24 protein-coding genes are annotated in these 20,360 nt (G+C 64.4%); 10 read left to right on the top strand and 14 right to left on the bottom strand.

Annotation, left to right across the window (positions count from 1 at the left end):
- The first annotated feature begins 33 nt into the window (after positions 1 to 33).
- Positions 34 to 585: a MarR family transcriptional regulator gene (locus ACSQ3E_RS07985; protein ID WP_436122265.1), complete on the top strand. Its 552-nt coding sequence runs from the start codon at positions 34 to 36 to the stop codon at positions 583 to 585.
- 59 nt (positions 586 to 644) lie between these two features.
- Here ACSQ3E_RS07985 and ACSQ3E_RS07980 read toward each other — a convergent pair whose 3' ends face one another.
- Positions 645 to 1,436 carry a class I SAM-dependent methyltransferase gene (locus ACSQ3E_RS07980; RefSeq protein WP_436122264.1) on the bottom strand — a complete coding sequence of 264 codons (792 nt, stop codon included), beginning with the start codon at positions 1,434 to 1,436 and terminating at the stop codon, positions 645 to 647.
- 229 nt (positions 1,437 to 1,665) lie between these two features.
- Between ACSQ3E_RS07980 and ACSQ3E_RS07975 the strand changes: the two genes are divergently transcribed.
- On the top strand, positions 1,666 to 2,604 hold the full coding sequence (locus tag ACSQ3E_RS07975; protein WP_436122495.1) for a serine hydrolase domain-containing protein: 939 nt from the start codon (positions 1,666 to 1,668) through the stop codon (positions 2,602 to 2,604).
- A 24-nt stretch (positions 2,605 to 2,628) separates the two neighbouring features.
- On the opposite strand, the gene ACSQ3E_RS07970 is transcribed toward ACSQ3E_RS07975, so the two are convergent.
- Positions 2,629 to 3,357: a GNAT family N-acetyltransferase gene (locus ACSQ3E_RS07970; RefSeq protein ID WP_436122263.1), complete on the bottom strand. Its 729-nt coding sequence runs from the start codon at positions 3,355 to 3,357 to the stop codon at positions 2,629 to 2,631.
- 242 nt (positions 3,358 to 3,599) lie between these two features.
- Between ACSQ3E_RS07970 and ACSQ3E_RS07965 the strand changes: the two genes are divergently transcribed.
- Together ACSQ3E_RS07965 and ACSQ3E_RS07960 are read left to right on the top strand one after the other, a co-directional pair.
- The gene (locus tag ACSQ3E_RS07965) at positions 3,600 to 4,232 is read left to right on the top strand and encodes a LysE family translocator (protein ID WP_436122262.1); all 633 of its coding nucleotides are present in this window, start codon (positions 3,600 to 3,602) and stop codon (positions 4,230 to 4,232) included.
- Between the two features lie 35 nt (positions 4,233 to 4,267).
- On the top strand, positions 4,268 to 4,927 hold the full coding sequence (locus ACSQ3E_RS07960; protein WP_436122261.1) for a pentapeptide repeat-containing protein: 660 nt from the start codon (positions 4,268 to 4,270) through the stop codon (positions 4,925 to 4,927).
- A 10-nt stretch (positions 4,928 to 4,937) separates the two neighbouring features.
- Here the strand turns inward: ACSQ3E_RS07960 and ACSQ3E_RS07955 are convergent, their stop codons facing one another.
- The gene (locus ACSQ3E_RS07955; RefSeq protein WP_436122260.1) at positions 4,938 to 5,546 is read right to left on the bottom strand and encodes an NAD(P)H-dependent oxidoreductase; all 609 of its coding nucleotides are present in this window, start codon (positions 5,544 to 5,546) and stop codon (positions 4,938 to 4,940) included.
- 88 nt (positions 5,547 to 5,634) lie between these two features.
- Here ACSQ3E_RS07955 and ACSQ3E_RS07950 point away from each other — a divergent pair, with 88 nt between their 5' ends.
- Positions 5,635 to 6,246: a TetR/AcrR family transcriptional regulator gene (locus tag ACSQ3E_RS07950; RefSeq protein WP_436122259.1), complete on the top strand. Its 612-nt coding sequence runs from the start codon at positions 5,635 to 5,637 to the stop codon at positions 6,244 to 6,246.
- A 54-nt stretch (positions 6,247 to 6,300) separates the two neighbouring features.
- Here ACSQ3E_RS07950 and ACSQ3E_RS07945 read toward each other — a convergent pair whose 3' ends face one another.
- Positions 6,301 to 7,521: an MFS transporter gene (locus ACSQ3E_RS07945; protein WP_436122258.1), complete on the bottom strand. Its 1,221-nt coding sequence runs from the start codon at positions 7,519 to 7,521 to the stop codon at positions 6,301 to 6,303.
- Positions 7,522 to 7,589: 68 nt separating this feature from the next.
- Here ACSQ3E_RS07945 and ACSQ3E_RS07940 point away from each other — a divergent pair, with 68 nt between their 5' ends.
- Together ACSQ3E_RS07940 and ACSQ3E_RS07935 are read left to right on the top strand one after the other, a co-directional pair.
- The gene (locus ACSQ3E_RS07940) at positions 7,590 to 8,039 is read left to right on the top strand and encodes a helix-turn-helix domain-containing protein (protein WP_436122257.1); all 450 of its coding nucleotides are present in this window, start codon (positions 7,590 to 7,592) and stop codon (positions 8,037 to 8,039) included.
- A gap of 74 nt (positions 8,040 to 8,113) precedes the next feature.
- Complete coding sequence (locus ACSQ3E_RS07935; RefSeq protein WP_436122256.1) at positions 8,114 to 8,632, top strand: GNAT family N-acetyltransferase; 519 nt, start codon at positions 8,114 to 8,116, stop codon at positions 8,630 to 8,632.
- Between the two features lies 1 nt (position 8,633).
- Here the strand turns inward: ACSQ3E_RS07935 and ACSQ3E_RS07930 are convergent, their stop codons facing one another.
- Positions 8,634 to 9,377 (bottom strand): SDR family oxidoreductase, encoded by a 744-nt coding sequence (locus tag ACSQ3E_RS07930; protein ID WP_436122255.1) that lies wholly within the window; start codon positions 9,375 to 9,377, stop codon positions 8,634 to 8,636.
- Between the two features lie 98 nt (positions 9,378 to 9,475).
- Between ACSQ3E_RS07930 and ACSQ3E_RS07925 the strand changes: the two genes are divergently transcribed.
- The gene (locus tag ACSQ3E_RS07925; RefSeq protein ID WP_436122254.1) at positions 9,476 to 10,381 is read left to right on the top strand and encodes a cupin domain-containing protein; all 906 of its coding nucleotides are present in this window, start codon (positions 9,476 to 9,478) and stop codon (positions 10,379 to 10,381) included.
- A gap of 35 nt (positions 10,382 to 10,416) precedes the next feature.
- Here ACSQ3E_RS07925 and era read toward each other — a convergent pair whose 3' ends face one another.
- The 7 genes from era to rpoZ form a co-directional block, all read right to left on the bottom strand.
- A complete protein-coding gene (gene era / locus ACSQ3E_RS07920; RefSeq protein WP_436122494.1) occupies positions 10,417 to 11,322 on the bottom strand; it encodes a GTPase Era in 906 nt (301 codons plus the stop codon).
- Between the two features lie 20 nt (positions 11,323 to 11,342).
- Positions 11,343 to 12,065, bottom strand: coding sequence for a ribonuclease III (gene rnc / locus ACSQ3E_RS07915; RefSeq protein WP_310324475.1), 723 nt, complete (start codon positions 12,063 to 12,065; stop codon positions 11,343 to 11,345).
- 2 nt (positions 12,066 to 12,067) lie between these two features.
- Positions 12,068 to 12,814: a signal peptidase I gene (gene lepB / locus ACSQ3E_RS07910; RefSeq protein WP_310324472.1), complete on the bottom strand. Its 747-nt coding sequence runs from the start codon at positions 12,812 to 12,814 to the stop codon at positions 12,068 to 12,070.
- Between the two features lie 77 nt (positions 12,815 to 12,891).
- Complete coding sequence (gene acpS / locus ACSQ3E_RS07905; RefSeq protein ID WP_436122253.1) at positions 12,892 to 13,308, bottom strand: holo-ACP synthase; 417 nt, start codon at positions 13,306 to 13,308, stop codon at positions 12,892 to 12,894.
- Positions 13,309 to 13,408: 100 nt separating this feature from the next.
- Positions 13,409 to 13,987 carry an orotate phosphoribosyltransferase gene (gene pyrE / locus ACSQ3E_RS07900; RefSeq protein WP_310325191.1) on the bottom strand — a complete coding sequence of 193 codons (579 nt, stop codon included), beginning with the start codon at positions 13,985 to 13,987 and terminating at the stop codon, positions 13,409 to 13,411.
- A gap of 36 nt (positions 13,988 to 14,023) precedes the next feature.
- Positions 14,024 to 16,258, bottom strand: a complete 2,235-nt coding sequence (locus ACSQ3E_RS07895; protein ID WP_310324466.1) for a RelA/SpoT family protein — start codon at positions 16,256 to 16,258, stop codon at positions 14,024 to 14,026.
- Between the two features lie 193 nt (positions 16,259 to 16,451).
- Positions 16,452 to 16,847, bottom strand: a complete 396-nt coding sequence (gene rpoZ / locus ACSQ3E_RS07890) for a DNA-directed RNA polymerase subunit omega (RefSeq protein ID WP_310324464.1) — start codon at positions 16,845 to 16,847, stop codon at positions 16,452 to 16,454.
- Between the two features lie 276 nt (positions 16,848 to 17,123).
- On the opposite strand from rpoZ, the gene ACSQ3E_RS07885 reads away from it, so the two are divergent.
- Both ACSQ3E_RS07885 and ACSQ3E_RS07880 read left to right on the top strand, forming a co-directional pair.
- A complete protein-coding gene (locus tag ACSQ3E_RS07885) occupies positions 17,124 to 17,705 on the top strand; it encodes a LabA-like NYN domain-containing protein (protein WP_310324462.1) in 582 nt (193 codons plus the stop codon).
- Entirely contained in the window at positions 17,705 to 18,370 is a 666-nt protein-coding gene (locus tag ACSQ3E_RS07880; protein ID WP_436122252.1) for a uracil-DNA glycosylase, read from the top strand. Before ACSQ3E_RS07885 ends, ACSQ3E_RS07880 begins: the two co-directional genes overlap by 1 nt.
- 233 nt (positions 18,371 to 18,603) lie before the next feature.
- On the opposite strand, the gene ACSQ3E_RS07875 is transcribed toward ACSQ3E_RS07880, so the two are convergent.
- On the bottom strand, positions 18,604 to 18,825 hold the full coding sequence (locus ACSQ3E_RS07875; protein WP_436122251.1) for a hypothetical protein: 222 nt from the start codon (positions 18,823 to 18,825) through the stop codon (positions 18,604 to 18,606).
- A gap of 366 nt (positions 18,826 to 19,191) precedes the next feature.
- The gene (locus ACSQ3E_RS07870; protein ID WP_310324455.1) at positions 19,192 to 19,413 is read right to left on the bottom strand and encodes a hypothetical protein; all 222 of its coding nucleotides are present in this window, start codon (positions 19,411 to 19,413) and stop codon (positions 19,192 to 19,194) included.
- Between the last annotated feature and the right edge of the window lie 947 nt (positions 19,414 to 20,360).

Here is a 20,360-nt window from a genome sequence, read left to right as displayed (position 1 = left end):
CTTAGCATTAAGATAAATGACGGAACTATCTTAGTGTCAAGACATCTCGGCGAAAATAACGGGGAGTTGGCCGGCGACGGCCTGCAGGACGGCATCGATGCGCGCCGGGCGCAGTGGGCCAGGGAACTGCCCCATCTCGACACGCGCGGCATGGCGATCCTGGGCCGCGCCCGCTGGATCACGCTCGCAGCACGGCCCAAGATCGAGGCGATCTTCGCCTCCTATGGGCTCGACACCGGCGAGGCGGACGTCGTGTTCACGCTGCTGCGCTCGGGCCCGCCCTACCGGCTGCGCCCGACCGAGCTCTACAAATCGATGATGATCTCGTCGGGCGGCGTCACCAACCGCATCGTCAAGCTGGTCAAGGCAGGCCTCATCAGGCAGGTCGCCTCCGATGGCGACGGCCGCAGCCTGCCGGTCGAGCTGACCGAGGAAGGCCTGACCCGCGCCCGCGAGGCCTTCGAGGCCGACATGGCGGTCGAGACGCTGATGCTGGAAAGCCTGACCTGGGACGAGCAGGCGCAACTGGCCAGACTGTTGCGCAAACTGGCGCTATCCCTCGGCAGCGCGCCATCGCCAGAGTGACGCCACCCGTCCGGGCCGGCGCTACCGGCAGGTAGGCGCGTCGCCCAACGCAAGCTGCATCAAAGCCGGTCGCAGACCAGCGCCGGTTGGTGCAAAACCGACCCCGCATAGATCGCTTTGACCGCCCACCCGCATTCCGCGACGAGGCCGATCAGGAAGTCCGGATTGTACGAGGTCCACGCACGAGGCTGCCCCGCCTCCTTGTCGACATAGGCCTCGATCGCTTCGTCCAGGAAGGCGGTGAAATAGAGCTGTCCGCCCGGCCGGACACAGGCGTGGAGCATGCGCAGCAGCTTGCGCGTGTCGTCAGGGTCCTGATGCGTAACGACCGAGAGCATGCAGGCTGCGTCGAAACCAGTGAGCCCGCGCCGGCTGAGCTCGTCGTCGGCCGGATGCGCGCCGGCCGGATTGTACAGTGCGTTGTGCATGTCGAGATGCTCGAAGCGGAGCCGGGCATCTTGAACATTCTCCTTCAGCCAGGCGATCGAGGCGGCATTGACGTCGACGCCCGCATAAAGGCCGATCGGCATCTGCAGGTTCACGATCGCGCGGGCCAATCGCACGCCGCAGCCGAGATCAAGCAACCGCATGCCGGCGAGCGAATGCCAGCCGAGCCGGCGGCTGATCGAATTCAGCACCAGCGACCCGGTCACTTCAGGCGGATATTTCGAGACATTCTGCGAGTTGAACTCGAACGGCGGCTCGATGTAGGCAAAGGCCGGTGGCGGGTCGGCGCTCAGCAATGACTGGTAGCTGGCCATCGGTCGGTTCCTACATTGGTTGGCACTGGTATCCGGCAGTGTTTCTGCGAAATGTCCGCTGCCGCCGCAAGGCTTTTCGAGCAGCTCCATCCCTGCCATCCCCGCGTCTGCTCCTTGGGGCAATGCACGCCGTCCCAAGCTGGCCAGACTGTTGCGCAAACTGGCGCTATCCCTCGCCGTTCCCGCCGCACCAGAGTGACGCCAGCGAATCGTGACGCGGGCGCACTGCAGCGTGGGGAATGGAATGAACCGGGAAGAGCTTGTCGAACTTGTCCGTGAGCAGCAGATTCCGCTGGCGCTCTAGGCCACGGGCAAGGGCCTGGAGCGACCCTGGGCTACTGCCGCCGGCATAGCCGACGAGCAAGCCGGCAGGCCGATGTCGGTCGACACGCCGCTCAGGGTCGCCAGCAACACCAAAACCTTCGTGGCCGCCACGGTTCTGCGCCTTTGGGAGCGCGGGCTGATCGACCTCGACGGCCCGATCGCACAGCAGATCGACCCGTTGTTCAACGAGCTGCTCACCGCTGCCGGCTACCGCACAGACAGGATCACCGTTCGCCATCTGCTCGACCACAGCGGCGGGCTGGTCGACCACACCAACGACCCCGAATTCTTTGCCACCGTCATTCGCGAGCCGCAGCGCTTGTGGACACGCGAGGAGCAGGTCCGCATGGGGGCCAAATTCTCGGCGCCGCTCAGCGAGCCGGGCACGCGCTTCAGCTATTCCGACACCGGCTACATCCTGCTCGGCGACATCCTCGAGCGAATTTCGGGCACGACGCTTGCAGCAGCCGTCCGGCGCGAGATGCAGTTCGACCGGCTCGGCCTGACCTCGACCTGGTGGGAGATAGCGGAGCCCCAGCCGCCGCACACCCAGCCGCGGGCGCGCCAGTTCTTCGGCGATGTCGATGCCACCGGCATCAGCGCCTCGATGGATCTCTATGGCGGCGGCGGGCTGGTGATGTCCGTTCGTGACCTCGCCACCTTCTTTGCCGCGCTGTTCGAAGGCCGGGTCTTCGACAGCCCCAACACGCTGCGCGAAATGCTCGCCCAAGGCAGGCATGAGGGTGCCACCACCTATCGGCTCGGCATCGCTGTCGACACCGTCGGCGGTGCTGAACTCTATTCACATCTCGGCTTCTGGGGCACCGCGGTCCATTACGCGCCGGCCCGGGGCATCGCCGTCGCCGGCTTCGCCACCAGACGCGAGGCGCGCGACACGCTGGTCTCAGTCATCCAGCAGGTGCTCGCCGCCTGAGCGCCCCCGGGGCGGCTGCGCGCCTCAGACCGCTGAATCGGGCGAAACCACCTCCCAGGTGCCGAACAGTTCGAGACCCGCCTTGCCGGCGAGCAGGATCGACGCCGCATTGTCGAGCTGGCACCGGTATTGCGGCTCATATCCCAGATCCCAGGCGTGCCGGCTGATCGAGCGCACCACCTTGCGGGCGTGGCCCTTGCCCCGGAACGGCTCGAGAGTCAGCACGCCGAGATCGGCGACGCGTCCATCCATCCAGGGATACATGCTGCCGGCGCAGACAAGGCGGTCCTGCTCGAAGGAACCAAACACCAACCAGTGGTCGAGCTCGACAAAGGCACCATCAAGGTCCTGCTCCGACGCCTGCGCCTGGAAGCCCGCAAACAGTGCTCCATCCTCGGCGCTCAGACGCCTCGGCCCGGCGACCGGCTCATCCAGTGCCAGCCGCTTCTTCTCGGCCTCGGTGAAATGATAGACGCGGTCGGCGCCATGCAGCATCACGCCCGCCTCATCAAGGGCCTGGCGAAAGCCGGCGATGGACAGGCCCTGCCGCTTGCGCAGGCCAGCCTTGACCGCCAGCTCGGGCGTCAGCACCGCCATGGCCCTACCATCGATGGTCTCCAGCACCATGACCCGGCAGTTCTCGTCGAGATCAGGGTCGGCGGTGACAGTAAAATTGTCGTCGCTATGGAGAATGTCGCCGTTGAGAAACTGCGCCCGCCAAAAATCTACGATCGTCTGCGAAAAATAGGACATGCTGAATACTCGGTCTCGTCTGAACGAGCGTGAGCGCGGAAAGTGTATCCTCGCGATTCTCACGACTTCGTGAAGCAAGCCGTAGCCAGCAAATACGGGCAAATGTGCGGCATAACAGCGCTTCGTGATCGCTGGACCAAATATAGGCCGAGCTGGCCGGCGGGTTTCGCCTACCGAACGGTCGCGCCCTGTGCGAATTTGCCGGCATGGGTCGCGCGATTTGGGCGCGACGGGAGCCTGCCATGCCATCAGCCGAACTGTTGATCGCCTTTGTCGCCACCACAGCGATCTTCGCCTTCATGCCGGGCCCGGCCATGCTTTACGCCGCCGCCCAGACGCTGGCGCGCGGGCGCTGGTCGGGACTGATGGCAGCACTCGGCATCCATCTTGGCGGCTATGTCCATGTCATCGCCGCCGCCGCCGGCCTGTCGGTGCTGTTCCACGCCGTGCCGCTGGCCTACATGATCGTCAAGCTTGCCGGTGCCGCCTATCTCGTCTGGCTCGGCATCGCGATGTTCCGCGCCAAGACACAGGGCGACGGCGACCTGCCTGTCATCGAGCCGAAATCCGCCCGCCGTGCCTTCGTCGAGAGCATCGCCATCGAGGTGCTCAACCCCAAGACGGCGATCTTCTTCATGGCCTTCCTGCCGCAGTTCATCGACGCTTCGGCTGCATTCCCGGTCTGGCTGCAGTTCTTCATCCTGGGCACCGTGGTCAATGCGATGTTCACCATCGCCGACATCGTCGGCGTCATGCTGGCGGGCGCAATGATCGGCAGGATCAAGCGTTCGCGCCGCGCCCAACGGCTGATGCAGCGCGCCGGTGGGGCGGTACTCATCGGCCTTGGCGTCCACGTCGCCCTGCAGAGAAGCTGACCGGCCCCGACCGACGAAAACGCTCTCGGAAACCCATGCCAGCCGACCAGCACGCCACATCCCTCGCCGATCTGTTCGCCCAGGGACAGCGCTCCTTCACCGGCCTGCAACTGGCCGGAAGCGATCTGGCGCGGCTCGACCTCAGCGCCTGCGAGTTCGCCGACTGCAACCTAACAGGCGCCGACCTGTCGGCGGCAACGCTGACCGACACAAGCTGGGTCAGCTGCCGCATGGCGGGCGCCAAACTTGCATCGATAGACGGCGTCGATATCAAATTTCACAATTGCGACCTCTCCAACACCGACTGGACGCGCTCGCGGCTCAACGGCGCGAAGTTCAGCCAGAGCAAGCTGACGGGCGCGAACTTCGCCCATTGCACCTTCATCGGCGCGGACTTCCAGGAATGCCGGCTGGTCAGCGCCTTGCTTCCGGCGATCTCGTTCCGGCGCAAGACGCTGAACCATCTCGATTTCAGCGACGCCGAACTCACCGGCTGCGATTTCCGCGAGGCCATCTTCGACGGCTGCAGCCTGCGCGGCGCCAGCCTGCGCTCCTGCCGCTTCGAGGGTGCCGACCTTCGTGGCTGTGACCTCGGCCCGTTGAAGCTCAACGAGGCGGCGATCCTCAAGGGTGCTGCGATCTCAAAAAGCCAGGCTACCGACCTGTTGCGCGGCCTCGGCCTGCTGGTGCTGTAGCGCTACGCTTTCACGCCGCTTCGTCCTGGCTGTGCCGGGCTTCAAACAGGCCGCGGCCGATGGCACGTGCCGCCTCCAGATGCTCGGCCGGCCCCTGTGTTTCCGTGTCGAGCATAAGCTCCGAGGTGGCGACGGGTGCTCCGACATAGTCGAAGATGCCGTGGTCGATCTGCGTCTTCATTGCGCCGAAATAGCCGTGCCGGGCATAGGTCCGGGTGGTCGCGCCGCCAATGGCGACGAGATGCATCTTGAGATGGCGCAGGCGCTTCACCGGCTCGATGCCGGCACCTTCGTCATAAGCCCAGCCATTGGCGAAGACGCGGTCGATCCACCCCTTGAGCAACGCCGGCATCGACCACCAGTAGACGGGATAGACCAGCACGAGCGTGTCGGCGCCGTCGATCCGCGCCTGCTCGGCAGCAACGTCGGCAGCGGGTGCCACCTCCCTGCGGTGAACGGCGAGATCGGTTGCGGTGTAGCGAGGGTCGAAGCCCTCCGCTGCAATGTCGGCGATCTCGAAGGTGTGGCCGGCGAGCATTACTCCCTCGGCGATTTGCGCTGCGATGCCGTGGCTGAGCGACTTCGGATCGGGATGGGCGACGACGATAAGCGCGTGCATGTCGAAATTCCTGTTTCGTGGTTGCGGGCGACGGTCACAGCTTATATACTTTTTGTAACCTACTTAGAGTATATACTTTTGGTACATTATGACGTCAAGCGCTGAAGTACCTGAACCGCAGCCACGCCGCCGCCTGTCGCGGGAGGACCGGCGCCGGCAGCTCATCGATGTCGCCTGGCAAGTCATCCGCGAGGAAGGCACCGAAGCGCTGACGCTGCCCCGACTTGCTGAGCAGGCGAAGGTGGCAAAGCCGGTGGTCTACGATCATTTCGCCACCCGGCCCGCCTTGCTCGCAGCGCTGTACCAGGAGTTCGACACGCACCAGACTGCGTTGATGGACGCGGCCTTCCAGGCGAGCGAGCCGACCCTGCCGAGCCGGGCGATGGTCATCGCCTCGTCTTACGTCGACTGCGTGCTCGAACAGGGCCGCGAAATCCCGGGCGTGATCTCGGCCCTTGCCGGCTCGCCCGAGCTGGCCAAGGTCAAGCGCGACTACGAGGCAATCTTCATGGAGAAGTGCCGGACCCTACTCGCCCCCTTCGCGCCGGCCGGCACCGTCGCCTCGTCGGGCCTTCTGGCGATGCTGGGCGCGGCGGAAGCGCTGTCCTTCGCCGCCGCAAGCGGAGACATCACGCCTACCGACGCCAAGGACGAACTGTTCCAGACCATCCTCGCCATGGTCGCCAGAAACACGCGATGATGCAGGCGGCGGCGGCGGCACCGCCGCCCGCCGCCTGCATGATCAAGGATAATCTCAGCCTTCGCCGGATCGCCTGCGGGCCCTCGCAGCACCGCCCGCGACACCAGCAGCGATCGCCATCGCCGCCAGAAGCAGCGCCGTGCCGCCGAACAGCGCTCCGTAGCCATGCCTTGCTATCATCGGTGTGACCAGCAGCGGCGAAATGAATTGGCCGATGAAGATCGACGCCGTCAGCACCCCGCCGCTGACGCCTCTGCGCCGCAACGGCGCAAGGTTCAACGTCAGCGCAACGAAGCTCGGCGAAACCAGCGCATAACCAGCACCGATCGAAGCCGCCGCCGCAAACAGTGTCGGCGTCGTTTCGGCCAGGAGCAGCAGCAGGAAGCCGAGCGCCATCGCGGCATAACCGAGCAGGAAGATGCCGGCATAACCCGTGGCGCGCTGCACCTTGGGATAGATGAGCGCGAAGCTGCCGCCGGCGAGCATCACCGTACCGAGGATCGCGCCGGTCATCATGGCGGCGTCATAACCCTTGGCCTCGAGAAAGAACGACATCTGCGTCGGCATGACGAAGAAGATCATGTTGGTCACCGCTTGCAGCAGCACCAGCAGCGCCAGCAGCAGCACCCAGGACGGATGCCCAGCCGCATCTTCCGCTGCCTTGGCGCCAGATGCCTGCGGGCGCCGGGGCGGATCGACGATGATCATCCACATCAGGGGCAGGAAGACAATTGCGAGCCCGTAGATGGCGAATGGCCAGCGCGGCGACATCGCCGCGGCCCATCCGGCGAGCGAGATGAAGACAAGGCCGCCGAAATTCCGCGCCGAGATCTGCAGCCCGGTCATCGCGCTGCGTCGGTCGCCGGTGAAATAGTCGCCGACAAGGGCGGTCTGCGCCGTCATGATGAGCGCGACAGCGACGCCGAGGACGAGGCGGCTCAAGAAGATGCTTGGAAGATCGGGCAGGACGAACCCGGCGCATCCGGCGACAGCAAACAGGATCACGCCCCAAATCAGCAGCAGGCGGCGTCCGAACCGGTCCGCCGCGAGCCCGGCGAAGGGCGCGAACAAGGCGACGCTGAGCGACGGCGCCGGCACCAGGAGCCGGGTCAACATCGCCGCGTTCGGGTCGGCCGCAAACAGCCGCTCGAGCCCGGGCAGCGCCGGACTGATCGTCGCGTTGGCCATAGTGGTCAGCGACGCGGCCAGCAGCAATGCCACGGCCCGCCCATCCAGCCAGACCGGCCTTTCCAGTGTTTGTTGAATGACTTGCATGATTTTTCCTCTTGCTGAATTCGACTGTTCGGCACAGCGTACGAATTCAAGCCAACTTGAGGTCAAGCATGCATTTTCTGGATATCGGCGAGGTCGTCGAACGCTCGGGCGTGCCGCCGTCGACGCTGCGCTATTACGAGGAGATCGGCCTGATCCGCTCGGTTGCGCGGCACGGCCTTAGGAGGCAGTTCGACCACGACGTGCTGATGAAACTGTCGCTTATCGCCATGGGCAAGGCGGCCGGCTTCTCACTGCCCGAGATATCGGGCATGTTCGGCCGCGACGACCGCCCCGACATTCCGCGCGACCAGCTGCATGCGAGGGCCAAGGAGCTGGAGCGGCAGATCGTCGAGCTCAGGATGCTGCGCGACGTCATCCGCCACGTCGCCGACTGCCCCGCGCCCTCGCACATGGAGTGCCCGAGCTTCCGCAAACTGCTGAAGTCGGCAACGACCACAACTGCCAGCCGTCCGCCGAAACCGCCGGCTGCGCGGGTTAGGTCCGCACGCCGACGCTAGTCGTTTGACAACGACAACGGACTTGTTCCAGCCGGCATCGCCATGCCATTGAGCCGGCGAAAGCAACAAGCGAGATGTCGATGATCAGAACTGCCAGGTTTGAAGATGCCTCCAGCCTGGCTGCAATCGGCATCGAGGTTTGGCTCAACACCTACATCCGCGACGGCGTGAACGCCTTTTTCGCCAACTATGCGCTGGAGCACTTCACGACGAGCCGCTTCGAGGAAGCCTTGTCGAAGAAGGACAACTTCATCTTGGTGTCTGAAAACAAGGTCGGCCTGGACGGCTTCGTCCACATCACCCTGGATGCCCCCGCCCCTGTGCCCGGTTGTTCCGATCTCGAAATCGCCAAGCTCTACGTCCAGCCCCGCCACCAGGGCTCGGGCGCCGGCGGCAGGCTGCTTCAGTCGGCACTGCGCGTCTGCGCCGACACCGGCCGGCCCGACGTCTGGCTCGCGGTCAATGCCGAAAACCAGCGCGCCACGGAGTTCTATCTGAGGAAGGGTTTTTCCAAGGCTGGCGAAACCAGCTTCCAGATCGATGACCAGTCCTACCCCAATCACGTTCTGCGCTACGACCTGACGCGGCCCTAGCTCAGCTAGCGCGCGCCAGGGCCACCGCATCCGGCCCGGCCGGAAAGCGCAGCTGTGCGGATGCATCGTTTGCGGCCAGCCACACGGCTTCGGCGACGTCGGTCTCTTTCGTCACCAGCGCCGGCGTCGCGAAGCCGGCGAAGATCGGCCCGGCGAAGGCGGCATAAGCCTCTGGGATGAGATCCTCGACGCGCAGTTCGGTGTTGTGGGCAAACCGCGTGCTCGGCGCATAGCCGGGTTCAACCAGCTTGACCCTGACATCGAAGGCGCCGAGCTCATGGGCTAGCGAGCCAGTAAAGCCCTCGATCGCCATCTTGCTTGCGGTATAGGCGGCGGCCAGCGGCATCGGCGCCAGCGCGACACTTGACGTGACGTTGACGACGACGCCAGACCGCCGCGCGCGAAACTGCGGAATCACCGCTTGGGTCATCGCCATCACGCCGAAGGTGTTGGTCTCGAACAGCTTGCGCACATGGACCATCGGCATCGCTTCGAATGCACCGACAAGGCCGATGCCGGCATTGTTGACGAGCACGTCGATCGGACCGCTGGCGTCGAGCGCAGCCGCAATGCTCGCATCGTCGGTCACGTCGAGCGCAATCACCCGCATCCGCTCCGAGCGCGGCAGGATGTCCTCGCGCGGCGTGCGCATGGTGGCAACGACGTTCCAGCCCCTGGAATGGAACTGGCGGGCGGTCTCGAGGCCATAGCCTGACGAGCAGCCGGTGATCAGTACGGTTTTCATGGCGGTTTTCCTGATTGATGTTGACGCCGTGAAAATACTGTTCAAAATCCGGACTATCATCAATCCGAAGTTCGTAATTCATTGGCAATAGTCCTGAAATGGCAGACCCCCTCGCCCAGGTCATCGAACTGCTCCAGCCGCGCACCGTCTTCTCGAAGGGGATCAGCGGCGCGGGCGCATGGGGCGTCCGCTACTCCGAATTCGGCCAGCCCGGCTTCTGCGCCGTGCTCGAAGGCAGCTGCCGCCTCGCCGTCGACGGCGAGGCACCGGTCACGCTCGAGCGGGGCGACTTCGTGCTGTTGCCCGCCACCCCTGCCTTCACCATGTCCGGTTTCGAGCCGGTGACGCCCAAACGCATCGATCCCAAGACGACACCGGCGCCGACGGAGGAGGTTCGCCACGGCCGGCAGGACGGCCCGGCCGATGTCCGCTTGCTCGGCGGCTATTTCGTCTTCGGCTCGCCCGACGCGGCACTCTTGGTGTCGCTGCTGCCCGCCATGGTCCATATCAGCGGTGTCGAACGGCTTTCGACGCTGGTGCGGCTCGTCGGCGAGGAAGCAAGCCGGCAAGATGCCGGCCGCGATCTCGTGCTCGGCCGCCTTGTCGAAATCCTGCTGATCGAGGCTCTGAGGGCGAACCGCACCAAGGGTTCGCCACCCGGCTTCCTCAGCGGACTTTCGGATGCCAGGATTTCAGCGGCGATCAGGCAGATGCATGGGGATCCGCAGCGGCCGTGGACGGTGGCCGAACTCGCCGGCGAGGCCGGCCTGTCGCGCTCGGCCTTCTTCGACCGCTTCACCCGCACCGTCGGGCTCAGACCGATGGAATATCTGCTCGCCTGGCGCATGGCGCTCGCCAGAAAGCTGCTCGGCGGCAAGGACATCGCGCTCGACGAAGTCGCCCGCCAGGTCGGCTACGGCTCCGCCAGCACCTTCAGCACCGCCTTCAGCCGCCATGTCGGGCAGTCACCGGGCCGTTATGCGCGCGGTGATCGGCTCGGCTGAGAGCTACTTGGTCAGAGCAGGACGCCGCAGTGCCTTTAGCGCGGGAAATCCAGTCCCATCTCACGATAACGCTCGGGGTCGTCGCCCCAGTTCTCGCGCACCTTGACGAACAGGAACAGGTGCACCTTCTGCTCGAGGATGCCGCCAATTTCCATGCGCGAGGCCTGGCCGATTGCGCGGATGGTCTCGCCCTTGTGGCCGAGCACTATCTTCTTCTGGCTGTCGCGCTCGACATAGATGACCTGCTCGATGCGCACCGAGCCATCGGGCTTTTCTTCCCACTTCTCGGTTTCGACATGCGAGGAGTAAGGCAGCTCCTGATGCAGCCTGAGATAGAGCTTTTCGCGGGTGATCTCGGCCGCCAACTGACGCATCGGCAGGTCGGAGATCTGGTCTTCGGGATAATACCACGGGCCTTCGGGCAGCCGCTTGGCGAGGAAGTCGAGCAAATCCTTGCAGCCGGAGCCGGTCAGCGCCGAAACCATGAAGGTGCGCTCGAAGTCGACGCTCTCGTTTGCCGTCGCCGTCAGCTTCAGCAGCTTTTCAGGATCGACCCGGTCGACCTTGTTGAGGATCAGCACCTTGGGCTGGCGCACGTCCTTGAGCCGTTCGAGGATGGCGGCGGCGTCGCCCTTGATGCCGCGTTCGGCGTCGATCAGCACCAGGATCAGGTCGGCGTCCTTGGCGCCGCCCCAGGCAGTGGTCACCATCGCCGTGTCGAGGCGCCGCCGCGGCTTGAAGATGCCGGGTGTGTCGATGAAGACGATCTGGGCGTTGTCGTGGGTGGCGATGCCGCGCACGATGGCCCGCGTCGTCTGCACCTTGTGGGTGACGATCGACACTTTGGCGCCGACGAGCTGGTTGACCAGCGTCGACTTGCCGGCATTCGGCGCGCCGATCAGCGCGACGAAGCCCGAACGGGTACCACCCGTCGCAGGCATTGTGGTTTCAGGGGCATCGGTCACGATGCGGTCTCCTCATTCTTCCATACGCCTTCGCGCACCAGCAGGGCTGCGGCGGCGTTCTGCTCGGCCTCGCGCTTGGAGCGGCCGGTGCCGGTGGCGGGCAAAAATTGTCCGACCCGCACGATCACCGAAAAGACGGGGTCGTGATCAGGGCCGGTGCGGCTTTCGATCTGGTAGGCAGGCACTGAAGTCGACGCCTGGTGCGCCCATTCCTGCAGTTCGGTCTTGGGGTCGCGGCGGGCAGCACCTGCGGCTTCGGCGCGCGGCTTCCAGAATTTGTGGATGAAGCGCTTGGCCGCGTCCAGCCCGCCGTCGAGATAGATGACGGCGATCAGCGATTCCAGCGCATCGGCGCGCAGGTTGACGCGCTTGCGTTCGGCCAGATTGCGCACTTCCGAGCCGGCGCGGATCAGGTCGGCTAGTCCGATCTCATCGGCGATCTGGGCCAGCGCCTCGGCGTTGACCAGCGCGTTGAGACGGACCGACAGCTCGCCTTCGGGCGCGCTCGGAAAATCCGACAGCAGCATGTCGGCAACCGCGAGGCCCAGCACCCGGTCGCCCAGGAACTCGAAACGCTCGTAGTCGACGCCGGCGTTGGCGCTGCGCGCGCTGCCGTGCGTCAGCGCCCGTTGCAGGCGCTGATGGTCGCGGAAGTTATGGCCGGTGCGGAGTTGCAGCGCGTCGGCGAGTTCCGTGGCGGTGAGCCGTTTGCCTGCCATGCCTATCGGACGAAGTTGAACAGGCGCGAGGCGCGCATCTCGGTCGGCCACTTCCAGATCTCGAGCGGGCTTGCGCCGCTGGCGATCGAGAAGAAGATGATGTTGGCGCGGCCGACGAGGTTCTCACCCGGCACGAAGCCGACATTGAAGCGGCTGTCGGTCGAGTTGTCGCGATTGTCGCCCATCATGAAGAAGTGGCCTTCGGGCACGACGAATTCACGCGTGTTGTCGCCGATCGAGTCAGGCGTCAGGTCGAGCGTGTCGTAGGACACGCCATTCGGCAGGGTCTCGCGATAGACGTCGACCGGGCGGTTGACCTCGGTGATATCGGGGTTGTCGATCTGGCCGACCTTCTCGCGCGGCACGGCGGTGCCGTTGATGTAGAGCTGGCCATTCTGCATCTGGATGCGATCGCCGGGCAGGCCGACGACGCGCTTGATGTAGTCGAGCGACGGATTGGGCGGGAACTTGAAGACGACGACGTCGCCGCGCTCGGGGTCCGAGCCGAAGATGCGGCCCGAAAACAGGTTGGGCGACAGCGGCAGCGAATAACGCGAATAGCCATAAGCCCACTTGGTGACGAACAGATAGTCGCCCTCGAGCAGGGTCGGGCGCATCGAGCCCGACGGGATCGAGAACGGCTGGAACAGCAGCGTCCGGATCACCAGGGCAAGCAGCAGCGCCTGAACGATGACGCTCACGGTCTCGCCGAGCCCGCCAGACTTCTTCTGTTTTTCAGCCACGCTCATGTCGTCCTCGATTGTAGGTCGCGATGGGTATAAGGGCTCGCCGTCGCCGGGGCAATGTCTCAGCCGCCGCCAAAACCCTAAGATAGTGGCGGTTGTTCGACCGGCACGGCCTCGATGATCACAAAGGCTTGCGCGAGCGGAAAATCGTCCGTGATCGTCAGGTGCACCACCGCGCGATGCCCTTCAGGCAGCAGCGTTGCCAGCCTTTTTGCCGCTCCGCCTGACAGCTCCATCGTCGGACGCCCGCCCGGCAGGTTGACCACGCCCATGTCGCGCCAGAACACGCCTTCGGCGATGCCGCTGCCGAGCGCCTTGGAGCAGGCCTCCTTGGCGGCGAAACGCTTGGCATAAGAAGCGATCCGCCCGCGACGCCCCTCGGCACGCGCCTGCTCGACATCGGTGAAGATGCGCTGGATGAAGCGCTCGCCATGGCGGACGATCGATTTCTCGATCCGCCTGATGTCGACGAGGTCGCTGCCGATGCCGAGGATCATTTTTTCCCCCTCGGGGCACGAGGCCTGAGCTGCCGATCTCCCCCCTTGCGAGGGAGATGGCCGGCAGGCCAGAGGGGGGTGCCTCGGCGCGACGCCATTGCTAGATATTCCGGCTGCCCGGCTTGATTGCCGGGATCGCCGCCAGTTCCGGCGGCAGCTGGTCGGCCGGATAGGCCGGCACTTCATACTCGGCGAGTGCTATCAGCGGCACGCCGACATCGGTCTTGCCGGCCGAGCGGTCGATGATGCAGGCGGCCGCCACCACTTCGGCGCCGAGTTCGTTCAGGCAGGCGATGGTCTCGCGGATCGACAGGCCTGTGGTCACGATGTCCTCGACGATGACGACGCGTGCGCCCTTTTCGATCTCGAAGCGGCGCAGGCGGAAGGTGCCCTGCTCGCGCTCGACCCAGATCGCCGGCACCTTGAGATGCCTGGAGGTCTCATAGGCCGGGATCAGGCCACCGATCGCCGGTCCGACGACATAGTCGATGTCGCCCTTGACCTCGGCGCGGATCTTGTCGGCCAGCGCCTTGCACAGCGCTTCGGTCTTGTCGGCATGCATGAAGACGCGTGCCTTCTGCAGGAACACCGGGCTGCGCAGGCCCGAAGTCAGGATGAAATGGCCTTCGAGCACCGCACCGGCCGAGCGGAAAATGTCCAAAACTTCGCTTGTCTGCATCATCGTCTTTCCTGTCGTCAGTCCAGCGCCCTGCCCCTAGCCGTTGACGCGGCGGGCATCGCTGACGCTGGAGTTGTCCTTGAGCTGGGAGATCAGCCGGTTCAGGTGCTTCAGATCCCAGACCTCGAGATCGAGCAGCATTTCGGTGAAGTCGGGTGCTGTGCGGATCATCGACAGCGTGTGGATGTTGGCGTCGTTGGCGGCCACCACCTGGGCGATGTCGGCGAGCGAGCCCGGCGCATTGATTGCGGTCACCGAAAGCCTTGCCGGAAAGCGCTCCTTGGAGCCCTCGTCGAGATCCCAGCGCACGTCGATCCAGCGCTCCGGTTGGTCGTCGAAGGCCATCAGCGACGGCGACTGGATCGGATAGATGGTGATGCCCGAGCCCGGCTGCATGATGCCGACGATGCGGTCGCCAGGCACGGCACCCTCAGGCGCAAAACGCACCGGCAGGTCGCCACTGACACCGCGGATCGGCACGGCAGTGCCTTGTGCCTTCTGCTCCTTGCGCGTCGGCGCGGTCGAACGGCCGGGGATCTGGAACAGCATGCCGGCAGCGTTGCGGATCTTCGACCAGCCCTCCTCGCGCGGCTTGGCTGGATGGGTGGCGCGCTCTTCCTTGTAGTCGGGGAACACGGCGCGCACGACGTCGTTGGACGACAGCTCGCCGCGGCCGACGGACGCCAGCACGTCCTCGATGTCCTTGCGCGCCAGCCGGTGCAGCACCGGCTTCAGGCTGTCCTTGGAGAACTTCTTGCCGGCGCGCTCGAAGGCGCGTTCGAGGATGCGGGCGCCGAGCCCGGAATATTGCTTGCGGATGGCGTTCTTGGTCGCCCGCCGGATCGCCGAGCGCGCCTTGCCGGTGACAACGATCGATTCCCACGCCGCCGGCGGCACCTGTGCCTTGGAGCGGATGATCTCGACCTCGTCGCCGTTCTTGAGCTCGGTCATCAGCGGCATCACCCGGCCGTTGACCTTGGCGCCGACGCAGGTGTCGCCGACGTCGGTGTGCACCGCATAGGCAAAGTCGATCGGGGTAGCACCACGCGGCAGCGCGATCAGCATACCCTTGGGCGTGAAGCAGAAGACCTGGTCCTGGAACAGCTCGAGCTTGGTGTTTTCGAGGAAATCCTCGGGATTGTCGCCGTCGGCGAGCTGCTCGATGGTGCGCCGCAGCCAGCCATAGGCGTTGGTTTCCTTCGAGATGGTGTGACCAGCGCCGTTGGTCGCCTTGCCGGCATTGTCCTTGTAGATCGAGTGCGCGGCGACGCCGTATTCCGCGATCTTGTTCATCTCGCGGGTGCGGATCTGCAGCTCGATACGCTGGCGCGACGGCCCGACGATGGTGGTGTGGATCGAGCGGTAGTCGTTCTGCTTCGGCGTTGAGATGTAATCCTTGAACCGCCCCGGCACCATCGACCATGTCGTGTGGATCGAGCCGAGCGCGCGGTAGCAGTCCTCGACGGAATCGACGACGACGCGGAAGCCGAAGATGTCGGACAGCTGCTCGAACGACAGCGCCTTGGTTTCCATCTTGCGGAACACCGACCACGGCTTCTTCTGCCGGCTCTTCACCGTCGCCTTGATATCGTATTTCTCGAACTGCGCCGACAGCGCCTTCTCGATGTCGGCGAGCACGCCCTTGGAGCGCTCCGACATCTCCGACAGCCGCTCGGTGACGGTGCGGTAGGCCTCGGGATTGATGTAGCGAAAGGCGAGCTCTTCGAGCTCCTCGCGCATTCCCTGCATGCCCATGCGCCCCGCGAGCGGCGCATAGATGTCCATCGTCTCCTCGGCGATGCGAAGGCGCTTGCTCTCGGGCACATGGTGCAGCGTGCGCATGTTGTGCAGCCGGTCGGCGAGCTTGACCAAGAGCACACGCACGTCCTCGGAGATCGCCAGCAAAAGCTTGCGCAGATTCTCCGCCTGCTCGGCCTTCTTGGAGACGAGGTCGAGCTTCTTGAGCTTCGTCAGGCCCTCGACAAGCCTGCCGATGTCGGGACCGAACAGCTCGTCGATCTCGGCGCGCGTCGCGCTGGTGTCCTCGATGGTGTCATGCAGCAGGGCGACCGCGATCGTCGCCTCGTCGAGATGCATGTCGGTGAGGATCGCCGCCACTTCGAGCGGATGCGAAAAATAGGGGTCGCCCGAGGCGCGGCGCTGATGGCCATGCTTCTGCATGGCATAGACATAGGCCTTGTTGAGCAGCGCCTCGTTGACGTCAGGCTTGTAGCGCTGGACGCGCTCGACAAGCTCATACTGACGCATCATGGGCGGCTTCCCGGAACTCGAAATGAATCATGCGCCGCAAGGGCTTGCGACGCATGTCATAGATAAACACAGATGTGGCGGCGCGGAAGTGCCTGATGGCCGCAAGGCGCGCGTTTTGGCGCTACGCGAGACCTTTTTGAGCCCTCACCCTGCCAAGGCAGATGCCCGGCAGGGTAGAGTTAGCGTCAAACTCTTAGTAGTCGTCGCTCTTTTCGGGCGCGACCAGGCTCTCGATGCCGGCGAGCAGGTCTTCTTCCGACATGCGGTCGAAGTTGATGTTCTCTTCGGCTTCGTCGGCGTCGATTGCCGAAGCAGTGGTCTGGTCGGCCGGCTCGGGAGCCTCGGGCTCCGGCTCGTCGACTTCGACGTGCTTCTGCAGCGAGTGGATCAGGTCTTCCTTGAGATCGTCGGGCGACAGCATCTCGTCGGCGATTTCGCGCAGCGCCACGACGGGGTTCTTATCGTTGTCGCGCGGCAGGGTGATCTGCGCGCCCTGGGAGATCTGGCGGGCGCGGTGGCCGGCGAGGAGCACCAGCTCAAAGCGGTTGTCGACCTTGTCAATGCAGTCTTCAACGGTTACGCGGGCCATGAAGTGCCCCTTTCATGCATGGATTTGACGGAAAGCTGACGCGTGCCATAACCTGAACGGCCGCGCAATTCAAGCATCAAGCCGGCTTTGCCACTGACGCGTCGGAATCCGGACAGTCATCCACCCACAATTAATTTACCGCTCCGCGACCGTGCCCCCTTGGAATGAACCACCGTGAGCGATATTTGCCGCATTGGGGCAAGTCATTGATTTGGGGGAACGAGCGCTCGGTTCAGCGTATTTGGCGCAAGCCTATTTCAACAAGGAAATTTTCCTATGTTTGATCCTCGCGAGAAAATCGCACTTTTTATCGACGGAGCTAATCTCTACGCAACCTCCCGCTCCCTCGGCTTCGACATCGACTATCGCAAACTGCTTTCCAGCTTCCAGAAGCGCGGCTATCTGTTGCGCGCCTATTATTACACCGCACTCGTCGAGGACCAGGAATACTCCTCGATCCGCCCGCTGATCGACTGGCTCGACTATAACGGCTTCAAGGTCGTCACCAAGCCGGCCAAGGAGTTCACCGACGCCACCGGCCGGCGCAAGATCAAGGGCAACATGGACATCGAGCTGACAGTCGATGCCCTGGAACTCGCCGATGTCGTCGACCACTACGTCATCTTCTCCGGCGACGGCGATTTCCGCACGCTGGTCGAAGCGCTGCAGCGCCGTGGCCGCAAGGTCTCGGTCATCTCGACGATGGCCTCGCAGCCGCCGATGATCTCGGACGACCTGCGCCGCCAGGCCGACCATTTCATCGACCTGATGACGCTGAAGTCCGAAATCGGCCGCGAACCGTCCGAGCGGCCGGCGCGCAAGCCCGACCCGGTCGAACCTCCAGCCGACGACATTTGATGCTCAGTCTCCAGCCCGCCCAGACGGTCGATCCCGACCGGGACTGCCCGCTCTGCCCGCGCCTGCACGATTTCATCGCCAGCTGGCGCGCCCGCGAGCCGGGCTGGTACAACGCACCCGTCCGCTCCTTCCTTCCTCCCGAAGGCGAAGAGGCGGTGCGTTTCCTGATCGTCGGGCTGGCGCCGGGCGTGCGCGGGGCCAACCGCACCGGCCGCCCCTTCACCGGCGACTATGCCGGCGAGTTGCTCTATTCGACGCTCAAGCGCTTCGGCATGGCGCGCGGCGAGTTCGAGGCTCGCCCCGACGACAGCCTCGAGCTGATCGGCACGGCGATCACCAATGCAGTGCGCTGCGTGCCGCCCGACAACAAGCCGGTGGGCGCCGAGATCAACACCTGCCGCTCATTCCTCGTGCCAACCATCGCACGCTTTCCCAACCTGAAAGCCATCCTGACGCTTGGCTCGATCGGCCACCAGTCGACGGTGCGGGCGCTCGGCGCGCGCGTCGCCGCGGTACCGTTCAAGCATGGCGCGCGTTGCGATGTCGGCAACATCGCGGTGTTTTCGAGCTACCACTGCTCGCGCTACAACACCAATACGGGTGTGCTGACGGAAGAGATGTTCGTCAACGTTTTCCGTGACGTAGCCGACTTCCTGCAGAAATAGACGGGCTACATAGCCCGGCTAGTCGCCTTTCCGCTTCGCACAAAAAAGCCCGGTTGTGCTGTGGGCGACAACCGGGCAAGGGGCACTAGCAATTGGAACGGCTGGCTTTTCGCGGCGACGCGTCAGCCGTGAGGTCGCGGAGCACCATCCCGAACGTCAATTCCGCCTGCGGCCGATCGAAACCGGCCTCGGCAAGGATCATGCTCAATCTGGATTAGAACCCCGCCCAAATCTCAGCGGGGATCAAAGAACGAACTCTTTCCCGGGCCTTTGCTACTTGGGGCACCACCCTTGGTGGGTTTGTCGTTACCCTTGACCAGCAGGATCGCCCCACCCTGTGTCGTCTGGCTGCTCAGCGCAGGCTTGGACACTGTCTTTGCCGCCATCGGTGCTGCGGCAAATGCCGCCGGCGACAGCATCAACCCTGCCATTGCCGCTATCATGATCGTCTTCATTGGTTCGCCTCCTTCATTGGCCATCCGGCCGTCGCGTGACGCAGATGGCACCACCGTTTGGTGCCGGACCACGCCTGCGCCAAAACGCGGTCTGCACAGAGAAATGGAAGCAAGCCGCTGCTTTGGGCATACGACAAATGGCGTATTTCGACGTCCGCCAAGCTTGGATTGCGCGAGTTGGTTACCCGATCGTTTGCGGGAAAAACTTGCCTGCCCCGGCGAGCCGCCTGCACAAAAAAGCCCGGTTGTGCTGTGGGCGACAACCGGGCAAGGGGCACTAGCAAATGGAACGGCTGGCTGCGGCGCCAGCCGGTAGATGGGTCGCACGCGGTAAACCTGCCTAGGCTTGGACCGCGAGCGACAGTCTCAGCCGAGACCGAAGGTCTTGCCCGGAACGAGACCGTTGTTGCGCGGCAATCCGATCGCCCCGTCCCTGTTGCGTCCGGCGGCCAGCAGAATGGCTCCGTCCTTTGTAGCCTGGCTGGCGACAGTTGCCTTCGAGGCGGTGCCTGCCGCAACCGGCGCAGCGGCATAAGCCGACGGCGCCAGCATCAGCGACATCGCCGCTGCGATCATGATTGTCTTCATCAATGTGCTCCTTTCACCGGATACCCGGCCTCAAGGCGCTCAGGCACCGCCCCCGGTGCCGAACCACGCCGCGCCACTCGTGGTCTGCGTAGAGAAATGACGGCAAAACGCTGATTTTGGCATACGGCAAATGACGTATTTCGACGGGGCGTGGGCGCCGATTCGAAGCGTTGGTTAACCGGAGTCTTCTCACGATGGCGGCCGCCTCGGACTGCCATTGCCAGCAGGAGTGCGGGACAAGATTTCCACGGACCGGTGCTTTTTTCTCGGGAGCTTGGGCCCAGCTTTTTCGCCGGAAGCGATCCTTCCCACCCCCTTCTGCCCTGCCGGGCATCTCCCCCACAAGGGGGGAGATCAGGCCGTCATCTGCCCCGCAGCCAATCACCAACGTCGCCAACACTGCCGGGCTTTTCCATGCAACTTCGCAGGACGAGCGCCGCCGGCGACGAGACTAATCTCCCTCCTTGTGGGGGAGATGGCCGGCAGGCCAGAGGGGGGTGCGAAGGATCACGACGCCAAAGGTTTGCTTCATAGGGAACAGCCTCCCCTCCGCAACCTGTCAGGAACTCTGTCACCAACCCCCGTGGATAGCCGCCCCCGTTTCTCCCCCCCCTCGCCACCTCCCATACAATCCCCCATCGCCCTTACGGGACCTGGTGCGCACCGGGTATCAGGGAGGGCGGCGGTGACCTCCCGCCACTGCTACGGTAGCCGTGGCTCCGAGGGCCCGACGACAGGTCGGCGTTTTCCGGTGCAGGCCTCGCGAATGAGGCAAGCGCGGCAGGGAAATGCGGAGAAGCCGCGGCGATTGTCCATGGAATATACATGGAGCGGCGCTGTGACCGGCCGACTTCGGGACAGACACCGAGTGGGGCGCGAGTTCGCGCCACTAACTTGCTATCGGAAGGCACGGCCTCGCGCCCCGCTTCCCGAACCTTTCTCCCAAC

The sequence above is a fragment of the Aminobacter sp. LjRoot7 genome (assembly GCF_964252895.1).
Taxonomy (GTDB): domain Bacteria; phylum Pseudomonadota; class Alphaproteobacteria; order Rhizobiales; family Rhizobiaceae; genus Aminobacter; species Aminobacter aminovorans_B.
This window is presented reverse-complemented; position numbering and strand designations above follow the sequence as displayed.